The organism is Prosthecodimorpha hirschii, assembly GCF_001305515.1.
Classification (GTDB): Bacteria; Pseudomonadota; Alphaproteobacteria; order Rhizobiales; family Ancalomicrobiaceae; genus Prosthecodimorpha; species Prosthecodimorpha hirschii.
Map to the genome: position 1 here is coordinate 77,113 of NZ_LJYW01000001.1, position 15,251 is coordinate 92,363.

Genomic DNA, 15,251 nt, shown 5'->3' on the forward strand with positions numbered 1-15,251 from the left:
GCCGAACGGGCCCGATCAGAATCCGCGCCGGCGATCCGGGACTGACCTGTAAACCCGCGGATCAAAAGCCCGTCCGAGCGTGAAAGCGCCCGGGACGCGCGGTCCGTCGGCACGGGATTCCAGCTGGTCCGGAGAGAAAACTGAGTGCCGTGGCGCGCCCTACGGGAGTCGAACCCGTCTTTGCAACGTGAAAGGCTGCCGTCCTAACCGATAGACGAAGGGCGCGGGCGAGCGGTGTATAGGCGGCTTCGGCCGGTTGGACAAGACGGTTTCGACGGCGATCATCCCTTTCATTCGATCTTTCAACAGGCGATCGCCCCCCAGGTGCCGGCATTGAGCCGACGGGGCGTCACACGCGCCGAACCGACCCTGTGGATAAACCTGCGTTGCCTGTGGACGGGTGGGGCTTGACGCCAGAACAAAGAGTGAACATTATGGGGACAACGGCCGCTGGCGGCCGGTTTCGGGAGGTCGACATGATGATGTTCATGCGTGAGGTGGCGTCGGCGGGGGCTCTGCTGTCCTTCATGGCCATGCTGGCGGTTTGGGTCGACGTGATCCTGCATGCTGGTTGAGCTCGGAACAAAACAGGAATAGCCGAGCGCCCGGTTATCCACAAGCCTCGCCGATACGGGGACGACCGGGACTGATGCGTTGCCTTGCGGGGACCTTGCGCGGAAGAGTTCCGCGGAGCGCCCGGATCTTGCGGTCGGCGATTCGGCTGCAGGCGGTGATGAGGAGCCCGGCGATTCGAGGGGCCGGAATGTGCCGGCGCCCGGATGGCCACGGCCGGGTGGCATTGAGCCGGCGCTGCAGGCCGGTTCGGGGCTCGTGGCGAAGAGCGGTATCGGAGCAGGCGGATGGGCGGGGAAGTCGGGTTCATCCATGTCAGGGCCCATTCGGCCTATTCCCTGCTGGAAGGGGCGCTGCCGCTCGGCAAGCTGATCGAGGCCGCCAAGGCGGATGCGCAGCCGGCGCTCGGGCTGGTCGATACCGGCAATCTGTTCGGGGCGCTCGAATTCTCCGAGAAGGCGTCCGAGAAGGGCATCCAGCCGATCGTCGGCTGCCAGGTGGCGGTCGATTTCGGCGAGCCGGTCGAACCGGGCCGGCGGACGGCCTTGAACCCGAAGCGGCCCGCACTGGTGCTGATCGCCGCGACGGCGGAAGGCTGGGCGAACCTCGTCCGCATCGTGTCGCATTCCTTTCTCGGCACGGAGGGGACCGAGGATGCGCATGTGTCGGTCGACTTTATCGGCGACCATGCCGCGGGGCTGATCGCTCTGTCCGGCGGTCCCGGCGGTCCGATCGACCGCGCCCTCGCGGAGGGGCGGGCCGACCTGGCCCGGGCACGTCTCGAGCGGCTGGCGCAGCTGTTCGGCGACCGGCTCTATGTCGAGCTGCAGCGCCACAAGATCGAGGCCGAACAGGCGATCGAGGCGGATCTGATCGAGCTCGCCTATGACCTGCGTCTGCCGCTGGTGGCGACCAACGAGCCCTTCTTCCGCAGCCGCGAGGATTTCGAGGCGCATGATGCGCTGATCGCGATCTCGGAGGGCCGGGTCGTCGCCGAGGAGGACCGGCGGCGGTTGACGCCGGAGCACGGGTTCAAGAGCCGGGCCGAGATGCTCGCGCTGTTTGCCGATCTGCCCGAGGCCTTGGCCAACACGATCGAGATTGCGCGGCGCTGTTCCTACCGACCGCTCAAGCGCAAGCCGATCCTGCCGCGTTTCGCCGGCGTCGGCCAGGATGCGGAGACGGCCGAGCGCGAGGAGGCGCTGGAACTGCGCGCGCAGGCCGAGGCCGGCCTGGAGCAGCGGCTTGCCATTCACGGCACCGCGCCGGGCCTTTCCGTTGAGGACTACCGCGAACGGCTCGCCTTCGAGCTCTCGATCATCGTCAGGATGAAGTTCCCGGGCTACTTCCTGATCGTGTCCGACTTCATCAAATGGGCCAAGGCGCAGGGCATCCCGGTCGGGCCGGGCCGCGGCTCGGGCGCCGGCTCGCTGGTCGCCTGGTCGCTAACCATCACGGATCTCGACCCGCTGCGCTTCGCGCTGCTGTTCGAACGCTTCCTCAATCCCGAACGCGTCTCGATGCCGGACTTCGACATCGACTTCTGTCAGGACCGGCGCGACGAGGTGATCCGCTACGTCCAGCAGAAATACGGCCGCGATCAGGTCGCCCAGATCATCACCTTCGGAACGCTGCAGGCGCGGGCCGTGCTGCGCGACGTCGGTCGCGTGCTTCAGATGTCCTATGGTCAGGTCGATCGGCTGGCCAAGCTGGTGCCGCAGAACCCGGCCAATCCGGTCACGCTCGCCCAGGCGGTCAGCGACGAGCCGCGCCTGCAGGAGGCGCGCGAACAGGAGGCGATCGTCGAGAAGCTACTCGACATCGCCATGAAGCTGGAGGGGCTCTACCGGCACGCCTCGACGCATGCCGCCGGCATCGTGATCGGCGACCGGCGGCTCGACGACCTGGTGCCGCTCTACCGCGACCCGCGCTCGGACATGCCGGTCACCCAGTTCAACATGAAATGGGTCGAGAGCGCCGGGCTGGTGAAGTTCGACTTCCTCGGCCTGAAGACGCTGACCGTGCTGCAGACCGCGGTGGCGCTGGTCCTGAAGGAGCATGGCCGCGCGGTCGATCTCTCGGCGCTGCCGTTCGACGATCCGAAGACCTACCAGCTGCTGGCCAAGGGCGAGACGGTCGGCGTGTTCCAGCTGGAAAGCCAGGGCATGCGCAAGGCGATCGCGGACATCAAGCCCGATCGTTTCGAGGACATCATCGCGCTGGTCGCCCTCTATCGACCCGGCCCGATGGCCAATATTCCGGTCTACGGCGCGCGCAAGCAGGGTCTGGAGACGCCGGACTATCTGCATCCGCTGCTCGAGCCGGTGCTGAAGGAGACCTACGGCATCATCGTCTACCAGGAGCAGGTGATGCAGATCGCGCAGCTGCTGTCCGGCTATTCGCTCGGCGAAGCCGACCTGCTGCGGCGCGCGATGGGCAAGAAGATCAAGGCCGAGATGGATGCCCAGCGCGTCCGCTTCGTCGACGGCGCCCTGAAGCAGGGGCTGGCACGCGAACAGGCCGATACCATCTTCGATCTCCTGGCGAAATTCGCAGACTACGGCTTCAACAAGAGCCACGCGGCCGCCTATGCGCTGGTCGCCTACCAGACCGCGTGGATGAAGGCGAACTATCCGGTCGAGTTCCTGGCCGCCTCGATGACGCTCGACATGTCCAATACCGACAAGCTGAGCGACTTCCGGCGCGAGGCGATGCGGCTTTCGATCCCCGTCATGGCGCCGGACATCCGCCGTTCGGGCACCGCTTTCGATGCGGACAAGGGGCGGATCATCTATGCGCTCGCCGCCGTCAAGGGGGTCGGTACCCAGGCGGTCGACCATCTCGTCGCCGTCCGCACCGAGCGGCCGTTCCGCGACATTTCCGACTTCGCGCGGCGCATCGATCCGCGCCAGCTGAACAAGCGCACGCTCGAAAGCCTGGTCGCCGCCGGCGCCTTCGACGGCCTGGAGCCGGATCGCGGACGCCTGTTCCACGGCCTCGACCAGATCGTCGGCGAGGCCAACCGGGTCCGCAAGGACAGCGAGGACGGCCATTTCGACATGTTCGCGGGGGGCGGGGCCGAGAAGCCGCTGCGGCTTCCCGAGCAGGGCTGGACGCCGGCCGAGCAGTTGCAGCGCGAGCATGCGGCGATCGGCTTCTATCTGTCGGCCCATCCGCTCGACGAGTATCGCAAGGTGCTCGAGGAACAGCGGGTCCAGATGTGGGCGGAGTTCCAGGAATCGGTCAAGCGCGGCGGCAATTTCGGGCGGCTGGCCGGCACGGTGACCAGCCGCCAGGAGCGCAAGACCAAGACCGGCAACAAGATGGGCATCGTACGCATGTCCGATCCGACCGGGCAGTACGAGGCGGTGATCTTCTCCGAGGGGCTCTCCAACTACCGCGACCTGCTGGAAACCGGGCGTTCGATCATTCTCTACGCCAATGCCGAGGAGCGGGCGGAGGGCATCAGCGTGCGCATCGAGAAGGTCGAACCGCTCGAAGTCATTGCAAGCCGTTCGAAGCAAAACCTGCGGATCTTCCTGCGCGATCCGAAGCCGATCGAAAGCCTCGGCAAGCAGCTTGAGCCGCGCGGGGAGGGCGAGGTCTCCTTCGTGCTCCTGGTCGGGGCGGGCGAGCGCGAGGTCGAGGTCAAGCTGCCCGGCAAGTGGCGCGTCTCGCCGCAGGTCGCCGGCGCGCTCAAGGCCGTGCCGGGGGTCGTGCAGGTTCAGGTCGTTTGATGGCGTCGAAGGCGGCGGCGGGACGACAGGAGGGGATGCGCATGCGGGTCAAGCCATTCGGGGCCGGCGGGACGGCGGTCGCGGCGATCGGGCAGGGGACGTGGAAGCTCGACGGTGACGAGCGGGCGGAGGCGGTGGCGGCGCTCCGGCGCGGGCTCGACCTCGGCATGACCCATATCGACACGGCGGAAATGTACGGCGAGGCCGAGCCTCTGGTGGCGGAGGCGATCGCGGGCCGGCGCGACGCGGTCTATCTGGTCACCAAGGTGCTGCCGCACAATGCCTCGCTCCAGGGCACCAAGGCGGCCTGCGAGCGATCGCTGCGCCGGCTCAAGACCGACCGCCTCGACTGCTATCTGCTGCATTGGCGTGGGTCTGTCCCGCTGGCCGAGACGATCGGCGCCTTCGAGGATCTGATTGCCGCCGGCAAGATCCTGTCCTGGGGCGTTTCGAATTTCGATGTCGACGACCTCGACGAGGCGCTGGCGATCGCCGGCCCGGGTCGGATCACCTGCAACCAGGTCCTCTATCACCTTGAGGAGCGGGCGATCGAGCATGCGGTGATCCCGTGGTGCGCCGCCCATGGCGTGGCGGTCACGGCCTATACGCCGTTCGGATCGCCCGGCTTTCCCGCCGCGGCGTCGCGTGGCGGCCGCGTTCTGGCCGAGATCGGGGCCCGTCACGATGCGACACCGCGCCAGGTGGCGCTGGCCTTCCTGACGCGTGAGCCGTCGGTCTTCGCCATCCCGAAGGCCTCCCGCCGTGCCCATGCGGAGGACAATGCCGGCGCCGGCGATCTCGTGCTGACGCCGGACGACGTAGCCCGGCTCGACGCCGCCTTCCCGAAGGGACCGCGCCGCCGGGGCCTGCCGATGCTGTGATCAGGGCTTGCCGGGACCGGGGCTTGCTGTGACCCGGGTCTGCTGTGACCAGGGCATGCCGTGACCGGCGGGCGGAGCCGCGACCGGCTGCGTGCCCGGCGTTGCCGATCAGGGCTTCGGATCCGGCGCCCGTTCGGGACGCCTGATCCGGCTCCTGATCCCGGCGCCGGATCGGGTGACCGTCAGGCGCCACCCTCCTGCAGGATGCGGCCGTAATCCTCCATGGAGATCACGCCGCCGGCGCGGGCCGCGACGTCGGCATCGCGGGCCGGCAGTGCGTCCTGGATCGCGTCGATCCGCTTCCAGGCCGGCGGCGGCGCCGCCCCGTCGGCGGCGGGCACGAAGCGCGAGCGGGCGGACTGGACATGGGGGTGGATGTAGCGCGGGCAGTTGACGAAGAGATTGGTGACCGCGATCCGGACCACGAGGTCCGCGCCCGGCCAGCTCGCGATGAGCGGATCGTCGGCGGCGACGCGCGCCTCGCCATGCAGGCGGATGCGGTGCGGGTGTTCGAAATCGATGAAAAGCAGCCCGACCTTGGCGGTCGCCGCAATGTTGCCCATGGTCAGGAACATGCCGTTTCCGTCATAGCTCGGCAGGGCGACGGTGCGTTCGTCGAGCACACGGACGAAGCCCGGGGCGCCGCCCTTGTAGGAGACGGTCGGTTGGCCGTCGGGTCCGACGGTCGAGACGAAGACCATGTCGCGCGATTCGATGAAGGCCTTCTCGTCGTCCAGGATGGTGTCGTGGACGATGGCGGCCGTCAGCCGGTCGGCCAGGCGGCGGGTGTCGAAGCGATCTTGCAGGGCGCGCTGCGCCTCGCCGTAGAATTCCGGCATCGTCATATCCTCCCCGGCGGTCGTGCCGCCTTGTCGTTGCCGGGCCAGTCTGGCGGGGGCCGAACGGCGCGGCAATCGCGCCGGGGCGGGAAGACTTCCCGGCCACGCGGCGCGGATCGTCGCAGGGGCCGGGGCGACCTTGTCTCCGGGGGCGGCGGTGAGCGAGGCTTGCGGGCATGATCCGATCCCTTCAGATCGGATGATGCTCTCGTGGTGGGCTCGAAAGGGACTGCGCGAGGGCGGGCGTCGGCGCGACCGGTCGTACTGGCGGATGCGATCCGTCCAGCTCTGCGGCCGGACGGGCGCCTCGCTGGCTTCTGAACAACACGCCAAACCCGCCCCTCCGCCATCCCCGGGCTGGTCCGGGGGACCCGTGCCAAGGCCAACCCTTGGACCGTCTGGACCCGGCAACAGCCCGGGCATGACAGGGCTGACATTGCCCGCTTCTGATCGCGTTCAGACGCGTTTTTCGGCAATCGACCAAGGCCGATCCCGGCGAACCGGGGCCACCGCCCGGCGTCGCGGGACGCCTCGACCTTAGCGGGCGCCGGTCTCCAAGCCGCAAATCGCCAGGGCCGCACATCGTCAGGGGCACAGATCGCCAGGGCCGCCGGTCGTCGGTCGACGGGGCCGCAGACGGATCGTCGCTTGCGGGGTGCAAACGAAAAAGGGGCGCCGTTGCGGGCGCCCCTCGATCTCGGCCGATCCTGTCGGGATCAGACGCTGTAGTACATCTCGTACTCGACCGGATGCGGGGTCATCTCGTAGCGCATCAGCTCTTCCCACTTGAGCTCGATGTAGCTCTCGATGAAGTCCGCATCGAAGACGCCGCCGGCGGTGAGGAAGGCGTGATCCTTCTTCAGGCTCTCGAGGGCTTCGCGCAGCGAACCGCACACGGTCGGGATCTTCTTGAGCTCCTTCGGCGGCAGGTCGTAGAGGTTCTTGTCCATCGCCTGGCCGGGATGGATCTTGTTGTTGATGCCGTCGAGGCCGGCCATCAGCAAGGCGGCGAAGGCCAGGTAGGGGTTGGCGGTCGGATCGGGGAAGCGGATCTCGACGCGTTTGGCCTTCGGCGAGGTGGTGTAGGGGATGCGGCAGGAGGCCGAACGGTTGCGGGCCGAGTAGGCCAGCAGAACCGGTGCCTCGTAGCCCGGGACCAGACGCTTGTAGGAGTTGGTCGACGGGTTGGTGAAGGCGTTCAGCGCCTTGGCATGCTTCAGGATGCCGCCGATATAGTACAGGCAGGTCTCGGAGAGGTCGGCATACTGGTTGCCGGCGAATACCGGCTTGCCGCCCTTCCAGATCGACTGGTGCACGTGCATGCCCGAGCCGTTGTCGCCGAAGATCGGCTTCGGCATGAAGGTCGCGGTCTTGCCGTAGGCCTGAGCGACCTGATGGATGCAGTACTTGTAGATCTGCATCTGGTCGCCCATCAGCGTGAGCGAGTTGAACTTCATGCCCAGCTCGTGCTGAGCGGAGGCGACTTCGTGATGGTGCTTCTCGACCGTGACGCCCATCTTGGCCATCATGGCGAGCATTTCGCCGCGGATGTCCTGGCAGGAGTCGATCGGCGGCACCGGGAAGTAGCCGCCCTTGGTCTTGACGTGATGGCCGAGGTTGCCGCCGTCATAGTCGGTGTCGGTGTTGATCGGCAGTTCCGGATCGTCGACCTGGAAGCCGGTCTTGTACGGGGAGGTCGAATACTTCACGTCGGAGAAGATGAAGAATTCGGCTTCCGGACCGACATAGATGGTGTCGCCCACGCCGAGCGACTTCATGTAGGCTTCGGCCTTCTTGGCGATGCCGCGCGGATCGCGGTTGTAGCGCTCGCCGGTCGACGGCTCGAGGATGTCGCAAACGATCGACAGGGTGGTCTGGGCGAAGAAGGGATCGATGGTGGCCGTTTCCGGATCCGGCATGAGCATCATGTCGGATTCGTTGATGGCCTTCCAGCCGGCGATCGACGAGCCGTCGAAGGCGGTGCCTTCGGCGAAGATCTCTTCATCCACCATGGTGACGTCAAAGGTCACATGCTGCCACTTGCCCCGCGGGTCAGTGAACCGGAAATCGACGTATTTCACGTCGTTTTCCTTGATGAACTTCATGACGTCCTTAGCGGTCTTCATGGGACGGTTCCCTTTCTTGACTTCTCAGGGCTGTGGCCGGGTCCTTTGACATCCGGCCGTTGGGCGGGAATTCGGCGGGGTTTTCCAGGCGGGTGACTAGATCGCGTCCAGCCCGGTCTCACCGGTACGGATGCGGACGGCCTCTTCGACATTGGAGACGAAGATCTTGCCGTCGCCGATACGTCCGGTCTGGGCGGCCTTTCGGATCGCGTCGACCGCCTTCTCGACCATCTCGTCGGGAAGCACGATCTCGACCTTCACCTTCGGCAGGAAATCCACCACGTACTCCGCGCCGCGGTAGAGTTCCGTATGGCCTTTCTGCCGGCCGAAACCCTTCGCCTCCGTGACGGTGATGCCCTGAAGGCCGACCTCCTGGAGGGCCTCCTTCACCTCGTCCAATTTGAAGGGCTTGATGATCGCCTCGATCTTCTTCATTGCCTCCGACACTCCGAAGATGTGAGAGGGACCGGTTGAACCGGCCCCGCGCCCGTCATTAGCACGCCGCGTGCCATTGGAAACCGTGTTCCCGCGAAAGCCGGGAAATCAATGTCCCGCGGGCCACAGGTCATTTTGCAAAGCCGATATCGTTCGGGCAATCGCCAATGGAATGTGCAATTGCACAAAAAGGCGCCATTCCGGCTGCCCGCATTCCATACGACCTGCCATCTTTGTCGAAGCCGCGGGCGAGACCTCGGAAAAGCGGGCGGTAAAACCCGCCAAGGCGAAAAGACAAGGCCCGTTGGACGCCCGATCGGGTGCTGCGGGCGCGACTTCGTGTCGCTGGCGCGCGACGATGAGAGCCGGGCCGCATTGTCGGCGCCTTCGCGCCGGACCCTCGACCGCACCGGCCAAGGCGGGGATCGTCGTGAAAACAGGGACCGCGGCCGAACAGGGAGCAAGGCGCCATGGGCCACCATCCGATTCCGGCGCTTCTGGCGGCGGCCGTCATGCTGCTCGGCTCGGTCTCGGCCGGCCGTGCCGCCGAAGCGGCCGGCGTGGAGACGACCATTCCGGCCGGCACCTCCGGCCCGCCCCTGCGGGCGCTCGTCTGGGCGCCGGCCGGGCCCGGCCCGCATCCGGCGGTGATCGCGCTGCACGGCTGCTCCGGTCTTTATGACGGGAAGGGGCGCGTCGGCGCCCGCTTCAGGGACTGGGCGGAGCGCCTGTCGGGCGCCGGCTACTGGGTCGTCATGCCGGACAGCTTCGGCTCGCGCGGCGCCGCCGGCAGCCAGTGCCGCAACGCCGATCGGGTCGCACGCGCGGGACGGGAGCGGATCGGCGATGCCATGGCGGCTCTCGATCACCTCGCCGGGCGCGCGGACGTGCGCCGGGAGGCCATCTTCCTGCTCGGCTGGTCGAATGGCGGCAGCACGGTCCTCAATGCGGTCGGCCGGGCCGCCCGTGCCCCCGGAGCGCCGGATTTCCGGGCAGCGATCGCCTTCTATCCGGGCTGCCGGGTGCAGGCCGAGAGGGGCGGCTGGGCGAGCCGCACCGATCTCCTGGTGCTGATCGGCGAGGCCGACGACTGGACGCCGGCCGAACCCTGCCGGAGGCTGGCGGCCGGCGATCCCGATCGCGTCACGCTGGTCACCTATCCGGGCGCCTATCACGATTTCGACCATCCGGATCTCAAGGTCCACACCGTCGCCGGCCTCGCCTTCACCGGCAGCGGCACGGGATCGGCCCATACCGGCACCGATCCGGCCGCGCGCAAGGATGCGATCGAGCGCGTCGCCGCCTTCCTGGCCGCGCATCGGAAGTAACCGCACGGTCGCCGCGCGGGGAGGTCGCGGCGTCCGGCCTTGCCGGAAGCGGCGTTGCGTCCGCCGGTGAAATCCGGTTCCATCCGCAGCCATGAACGAACTTCTGACCCCGGCCGAGATGGGCCGTGCCGATCGTCTGACGATCGATGCCGGCACGCCCGGCATCCGGCTGATGGAGCGGGCCGGCCGCGCCGTCGCGGACGCGACCGCGTTCCGCCATGTCCTCGGGACGCGCGTGCTCGTCCTGTGCGGGCCGGGCAACAATGGCGGCGACGGCTTCGTGGCCGCCCGCATCCTGGCCGAGCGCGGCTATGCCGTCCGGCTCGCCCTGCTCGGCGATCGCGCCCGGCTCGCCGGCGATGCCGCCCTGGCGGCGGCGGCCTGGCGCGGCGGGATCGAGGCCCTCGACGGCGATCGGGTCGTTCCCATGTTGGCGCAGGCCGGCGTCGTCGTCGACGCGCTGTTCGGGGCGGGACTGGCGCGGGCGCTCGACGGCGAGGCGCGCCGGGTGGTCGAGGCGGTCGAGCGGTCGGGCCGGCCGGTCGTGGCGGTCGATCTGCCGTCGGGCATCGACGGGCGCACCGGCGCGGTCTGCGGCGCGGCGCTCCATGCCGAGACCACCGTCACCTTCTTCCGGCGCAAGCCGGGCCATCTCCTGATGCCGGGCCGGGCCCATTGCGGCACGGTGATCACGGCCGATATCGGCATTCCGGACTGGACGCTGCGCGAGATCGGCCCGGCGCTGCGTCACAACGGCCCGCCGCTGTGGCTCGACCGGCTGCCGGCGCCGCGGCTCGACGACCACAAATATTCGCGCGGCCATGCGCTGGTGCTGAGCGGCCCGGCGCTGCGCACCGGCGCGGCGCGGCTGTCGGCTGAGGCGGCGCTCAGGGTCGGGGCCGGACTGGTGACGCTGGTCGCTCCGGAGGCGGCCGCGACCGTCGCCGCCGCGCACCTGACCGCCGTGATGGTCGAGGCCTTCGCCGATCCGGCCGGCTTCGCCGCGCTGCTGGCCGATCCGCGTCGCAATGCGATGGTGCTCGGCCCGGCCGCCGGGGTCGGGGAGGGCACGCGGACCCTGGTCTTGGCCGCGCTCGCCGGCCGTGCGGCCCTGGTGCTCGATGCCGACGCGCTGACCAGCTTCGCCGACGCTCCCGAAGACCTGTTCGACCGCATCCGCGGGCGGCCCGCGCCGGTCATCCTGACGCCGCATGAGGGCGAGTTCGCCCGGCTCTTTGCCGATCTCGGCGAACGCCAGTCGGCCGGCCGGCCGAAGACCGAGCGGGCCATGGCCGCGGCGCGCCGGTCGGGCGCGATCATCGTGCTCAAGGGCGCCGACACGGTGGTGGCCGCGCCGGACGGCCGGGCGGCGATCAACGACAACGCGCCGCCGGATCTGGCCACGGCCGGCTCGGGCGACGTGCTCGCCGGCATCGCGGGCGGCCTGCTGGCGCGCGGCCTGCCCGGCTTCGAGGCCGCCGCCGCGGCGGTCTGGCTGCATGGCGAATGCGGCCGTCGGGCCGGGCCGGGCCTGATCGCCGAGGATTTGGCGGTCGAACTGAAGCCGGTGCTGGCCGATCTCTACCGCCGCGCCGCCCTGCCGCCGGCAGAACCGCCGCCGGTCGCGACCCGCAGCGAGGGCCCGACCCTGCCGCCGCGCCGCCTCCTGGTCGGCAGCCACGACGAGGACGAGCCGGGCGGCACGGACTGACCCCCGCGCGGGATCCGGCCGGACCGGCCCGTGCCACGGAGACGGCCGGGCAGGGTTGCGGCGGAACATTGCCGGTTGATGCGGCGGAGCCATCGCCTAGACTGGCGGGCTCATCCGACCGGAGCCGTCATGAACCGTCCCGTCCCCGTCCGCATCGGCCACTCGGCCTGCCCGCACGATTGCCCGTCGACCTGCGCGCTCGATGTCGAAATCCTCGACGAGCGCACCATCGGGCGCGTGCGCGGCTCCGAGGATATGGACTACACGGCCGGCGTCATCTGCGCCAAGGTCGCCCGCTATGCCGAGCGCATCCACCATCCCGACCGGCTGACCGTGCCGCTCATCCGCACCGGGCCGAAGGGGTCGGGCCAGTTCCGGCCCGTGAGCTGGGACGAGGCGCTCGACCGGATCGCGGAGGCCTTCGTGGCGGCGACCGCGCAGCACGGATCCGAGGCGGTCTGGCCCTACTATTATGCCGGCACGATGGGCTTGGTGCAGCGCGACGGCATCCACCGGCTGCGCCATGCCGGCCGCTATTCCAACCAGTTCGACACCATCTGCACCAACATGGCCTGGACCGGCTATATCGCCGGCACCGGGCGTCTCGCCGGACCCGATCCGCGCGAGATGGCGAAATCCGATTTCGTCGTCATCTGGGGCACCAACGCGGTCGCCACCCAGGTCAACGTGATGACCCACGCCATCCGGGCCCGCAAGGAGCGGGGCGCGAAGATCGCGGTCGTCGACGTCTACCGCAACGCGACCATGGAGCAGGCCGACATGGCGCTGCTCCTGCGCCCCGGCACCGACGGCGCGCTCGCCTGCGCGGTGATGCATGTCCTGTTCCGCGACAACCTCGCCGACCGCGCCTATCTGGCCCAATATTCCGACGTGCCCGCCGAGCTGGAAGCCCATCTGGCGACCCGCACGCCCGAATGGGCCGCCGCCATCACCGGGCTCTCGGTCGCCGAGATCGAGGCCTTCGCGCGGGCGATCGGCACCACCAAGCGCACCTTCCTGCGCCTCGGCTACGGCTTCGCCCGGCAGCGCAACGGCGTCGTCGCCATGCATGCGGCCGCCTCGATCGCCACCGTGGCGGGGCTCTGGCCGCACGAGGGCGGCGGCGCCTTCCACAATAACGGCGCCATCTACCATCTCGACAAGACGCTGATCGAGGGCGCCGACCTCAAGGACCGCTCGATCCGCAATCTCGACCAGTCGCGCATCGGCGCCATCCTGACCGGCGACGCGCAGGCCCTGCGCGGCGGCCCGCCGGTCACCGCCATGCTGGTGCAGAACACCAACCCGGTGAATGTCGCCCCCGAGCAGCGCCTCGTCCGCCAGGGCTTCGCGCGCGAGGATCTGTTCGTCGCCGTCCACGAGCAGTTCATGACCGACACCGCCCGGATGGCCGACGTGGTCCTGCCGGCGACCATGTTCCTGGAGCACGACGACATCTACCGCGGCGGCGGGCACCAGTTCATCCTGCTCGGCCCGAAGCTGGTCGAGGCGCCCGGCGAGGCGCGCGAGAACCATTTCGTCCATGTCGAACTGGCCCGCCGGCTCGGCTTCGAGCATCGCGGCTTCCGCATGAGCCCGCGCGAACATATCGACTGGCTGCTCAGCCATTCCGGCTGGGGCACGCTGGCCGAACTGGAGGAGAAGCGCTTCATCGACTGCCAGCCGGAATTCGAGCGCGCCCACTATCTCGACGGTTTCGGCCATCCGGACGGCAAGTTCCGCTTCAAGCCGGACTGGACGCGGGTCAAGGCGCCCAATGACGGCCCGATGGGTCCACATGGCGACCTGCCGGCGCTGCCCGACCACTGGGCGGTGATCGAGGCGGCCGACGAGGTCCATCCGTTCCGGCTGGTGACGCCGCCGGCGCGCAGCTACCTGAACTCGACCTTCGCGGAGACCCCGTCGGGCCGCAAGCGCGAGGGCGCCCCGGCCGTGCTGATGCATCCCGACGACGCGGCCCGGCTGGGCCTTGCCGCCGGGGTCCGCGTCCGTCTCGGCAATCCGCGCGGCGAGGTCGTGCTCGCGCTCAAGCTCTTCGACGGCGTGCAACCGGGCGTGCTGGTGACCGAGGGCATCCAGCCCAACGCGGCCTTCGAGGGCGGGGAGGGGATCAACACCCTGACGGGCGCCGATCCGGTCGCGCCCTTCGGCGGCGCCGCCTTCCACGACAACAAGGTCTGGATCCGCGCGGCGTGATGGGGCCGCACCGGCCATGAACCGTACCGAACGCCTGCTTGCCATGGTGCAGATGCTGCGCCGGCACCGCCATCCGGTCACCGCGGAGGCGATCGCGCGCGAATTCGACGTCTCGGTGCGCACCGTCTATCGCGACGTGATCGACCTGCAGGCAACCGGCGTGCCGGTGCGCGGCGAGGCCGGCATCGGCTACGTGCTCGATCCGGGCTTCGACCTGCCGCCGCTGATGTTCACCGCCGACGAACTGGAGGCCCTGATGCTCGGCGCCCGCTTCGTGCGCGATCGCGGCGATCCGGGTCTGGTGCGCGCCGCCGAGGACGCGACCGCGAAGATCCTCGCCGTCCTGCCCCCGGCCCTGAAGCCCGTCTTCTCCGACGCCTCGGTGTTCGCGCCGAACTATCGCGAACCGCCGCGCGACCGGATCGACCTCGCCGTCGTGCGGCGCGCCCTGCGCGCGGGGCGCAAGCTCGAGATCGCCTATCGCGATCTGCAGGACCGCCCCTCCGAGCGCGTCATCTGGCCGATCGCGGTCGGCTATATGGAGGCGGCGCGGATGGTCGTCGCCTGGTGCGAGTTGCGCCAGGGGTTCCGCCATTTCCGCGCCGACCGCATCGAACGGATGACCGAACTCGACCAGCGCTACCCGGCCCGGCGTTCCGTCCTCCTGAAAAGCTGGCAAGCGGAAATGGCGGCAGAAAGGTCGCGCCATGACGCTACGTCGCAGAAATCGTCGCCGGCCCCTTGAGGGATGGTGCAGGCATGGATTAGAGGGAGCCGGCCTGTCACCGACTGTGTCGGTCCGTCAGGACACCGATCGCCGAATTCGACCTCGTCCGGCCCCGCGCACGCCAACGGCTGCGGAGACCGGCGGGGCGAGCCTGTTCCCATGATGCGGCCCGCGGGGGGTGTGGCCGCTGCCGGAGTTCGTGCATGTCGTCCCGTCTCGCCACCTGCAGCCGCCTCGCCGTCGCCGCCGTCCTGCTCCTTGCGCCCCTCGCGCCTGCCGCCGCAGAGGGCATCCCCGAGAAGCCCGTCACCCGCGACCTGGTCCGCCGGTCTCTCGCCGACTACTGCATCTATGGCCTGAACGGGCGCGAGGGCGTCGACAAGGGCAAGCTGGTCGATTCCTGCACCTGCGCCGCCGAGCGCTTCCTGAAGACCGTCAAGGATCCCGACATCGCCACCTTGACCGAACTGCCCGACGCCTGGATCCGCACGGTCACCGAAACCTCGGCCCGCTGCCCGAAGTGAGCGGAGCGGCCTGCCGACCGCGCCCGTCGTCTCCGATCCCGCCCTGCCTTGCCCTTCTCTCGATCGGAGAGACGGCGGCGTCCTATACTGCGGACTGAGGGGGCGTGGCGCCGAGGCGGGACGGGTTGTCCAGCGCTTGCCCACATTCCCGGT

General features: G+C 69.0%; 10 protein-coding genes and 1 tRNA gene. 7 read left to right on the forward strand and 4 right to left on the reverse strand.

The genetic code is table 11. The features are described from left to right. Window positions 1-150 precede the first annotated feature (150 nt). Window positions 151-225: transfer RNA gene (locus ABB55_RS00310), tRNA-Glu, on the reverse strand. Window positions 226-860: 635 nt separating this feature from the next. Here ABB55_RS00310 and dnaE point away from each other — a divergent pair. Beyond that, a complete protein-coding gene (dnaE, locus tag ABB55_RS00320) occupies window positions 861-4,310 on the forward strand; it encodes a DNA polymerase III subunit alpha (RefSeq protein WP_054357026.1) in 3,450 nt (1,149 codons plus the stop codon). A gap of 41 nt (window positions 4,311-4,351) precedes the next feature. Beyond that, window positions 4,352-5,191: an aldo/keto reductase gene (locus tag ABB55_RS00325; protein ID WP_054361747.1), complete on the forward strand. Its 840-nt coding sequence runs from the start codon at window positions 4,352-4,354 to the stop codon at window positions 5,189-5,191. 182 nt (window positions 5,192-5,373) lie between these two features. On the opposite strand, the gene ABB55_RS00330 is transcribed toward ABB55_RS00325, so the two are convergent. From ABB55_RS00330 to ABB55_RS00340, 3 genes are all read right to left on the reverse strand, one after another. Then, on the reverse strand, window positions 5,374-6,030 hold the full coding sequence (locus ABB55_RS00330; RefSeq protein ID WP_054357027.1) for a pyridoxamine 5'-phosphate oxidase family protein: 657 nt from the start codon (window positions 6,028-6,030) through the stop codon (window positions 5,374-5,376). 716 nt (window positions 6,031-6,746) lie between these two features. Continuing rightward, complete coding sequence (gene glnA / locus ABB55_RS00335; protein WP_054357028.1) at window positions 6,747-8,156, reverse strand: type I glutamate--ammonia ligase; 1,410 nt, start codon at window positions 8,154-8,156, stop codon at window positions 6,747-6,749. A gap of 96 nt (window positions 8,157-8,252) precedes the next feature. Then, window positions 8,253-8,591, reverse strand: a complete 339-nt coding sequence (locus ABB55_RS00340) for a P-II family nitrogen regulator (RefSeq protein ID WP_054357029.1) — start codon at window positions 8,589-8,591, stop codon at window positions 8,253-8,255. Window positions 8,592-9,061: 470 nt separating this feature from the next. Between ABB55_RS00340 and ABB55_RS00345 the strand changes: the two genes are divergently transcribed. From ABB55_RS00345 to ABB55_RS00365, 5 genes are all read left to right on the forward strand, one after another. After that, window positions 9,062-9,919, forward strand: coding sequence for a dienelactone hydrolase family protein (locus ABB55_RS00345; protein WP_054357030.1), 858 nt, complete (start codon window positions 9,062-9,064; stop codon window positions 9,917-9,919). A gap of 91 nt (window positions 9,920-10,010) precedes the next feature. Beyond that, a complete protein-coding gene (locus ABB55_RS00350) occupies window positions 10,011-11,630 on the forward strand; it encodes an NAD(P)H-hydrate dehydratase (protein WP_083463220.1) in 1,620 nt (539 codons plus the stop codon). A gap of 129 nt (window positions 11,631-11,759) precedes the next feature. Then, window positions 11,760-13,847, forward strand: coding sequence for a molybdopterin oxidoreductase family protein (locus tag ABB55_RS00355; RefSeq protein WP_054357031.1), 2,088 nt, complete (start codon window positions 11,760-11,762; stop codon window positions 13,845-13,847). Window positions 13,848-13,863: 16 nt separating this feature from the next. Continuing rightward, a complete protein-coding gene (locus ABB55_RS00360; RefSeq protein WP_054357032.1) occupies window positions 13,864-14,592 on the forward strand; it encodes a helix-turn-helix transcriptional regulator in 729 nt (242 codons plus the stop codon). Between the two features lie 185 nt (window positions 14,593-14,777). After that, window positions 14,778-15,098 carry a hypothetical protein gene (locus ABB55_RS00365; protein WP_054357033.1) on the forward strand — a complete coding sequence of 107 codons (321 nt, stop codon included), beginning with the start codon at window positions 14,778-14,780 and terminating at the stop codon, window positions 15,096-15,098. The last annotated feature ends 153 nt before the right edge of the window (window positions 15,099-15,251 follow it).

Excerpts from the sequence above, each read along its gene's own strand:
- ABB55_RS00330 (WP_054357027.1), bottom strand. The coding sequence starts at position 6,030 with ATGCCGGAATTCTACGGCGAGGCGCAGCGCGCCCTGCAAGATCGCTTC.
- ABB55_RS00365 (WP_054357033.1), top strand. The coding sequence starts at position 14,778 with ATGTCGTCCCGTCTCGCCACCTGCAGCCGCCTCGCCGTCGCCGCCGTC.
- ABB55_RS00325 (WP_054361747.1), top strand. The coding sequence starts at position 4,352 with ATGCGGGTCAAGCCATTCGGGGCCGGCGGGACGGCGGTCGCGGCGATC.
- ABB55_RS00350 (WP_083463220.1), top strand. The coding sequence starts at position 10,011 with ATGAACGAACTTCTGACCCCGGCCGAGATGGGCCGTGCCGATCGTCTG.
- dnaE (WP_054357026.1), top strand. The coding sequence starts at position 861 with ATGGGCGGGGAAGTCGGGTTCATCCATGTCAGGGCCCATTCGGCCTAT.
- glnA (WP_054357028.1), bottom strand. The coding sequence starts at position 8,156 with ATGAAGACCGCTAAGGACGTCATGAAGTTCATCAAGGAAAACGACGTG.
- ABB55_RS00355 (WP_054357031.1), top strand. The coding sequence starts at position 11,760 with ATGAACCGTCCCGTCCCCGTCCGCATCGGCCACTCGGCCTGCCCGCAC.
- ABB55_RS00340 (WP_054357029.1), bottom strand. The coding sequence starts at position 8,591 with ATGAAGAAGATCGAGGCGATCATCAAGCCCTTCAAATTGGACGAGGTG.
- ABB55_RS00345 (WP_054357030.1), top strand. The coding sequence starts at position 9,062 with ATGGGCCACCATCCGATTCCGGCGCTTCTGGCGGCGGCCGTCATGCTG.
- ABB55_RS00360 (WP_054357032.1), top strand. The coding sequence starts at position 13,864 with ATGAACCGTACCGAACGCCTGCTTGCCATGGTGCAGATGCTGCGCCGG.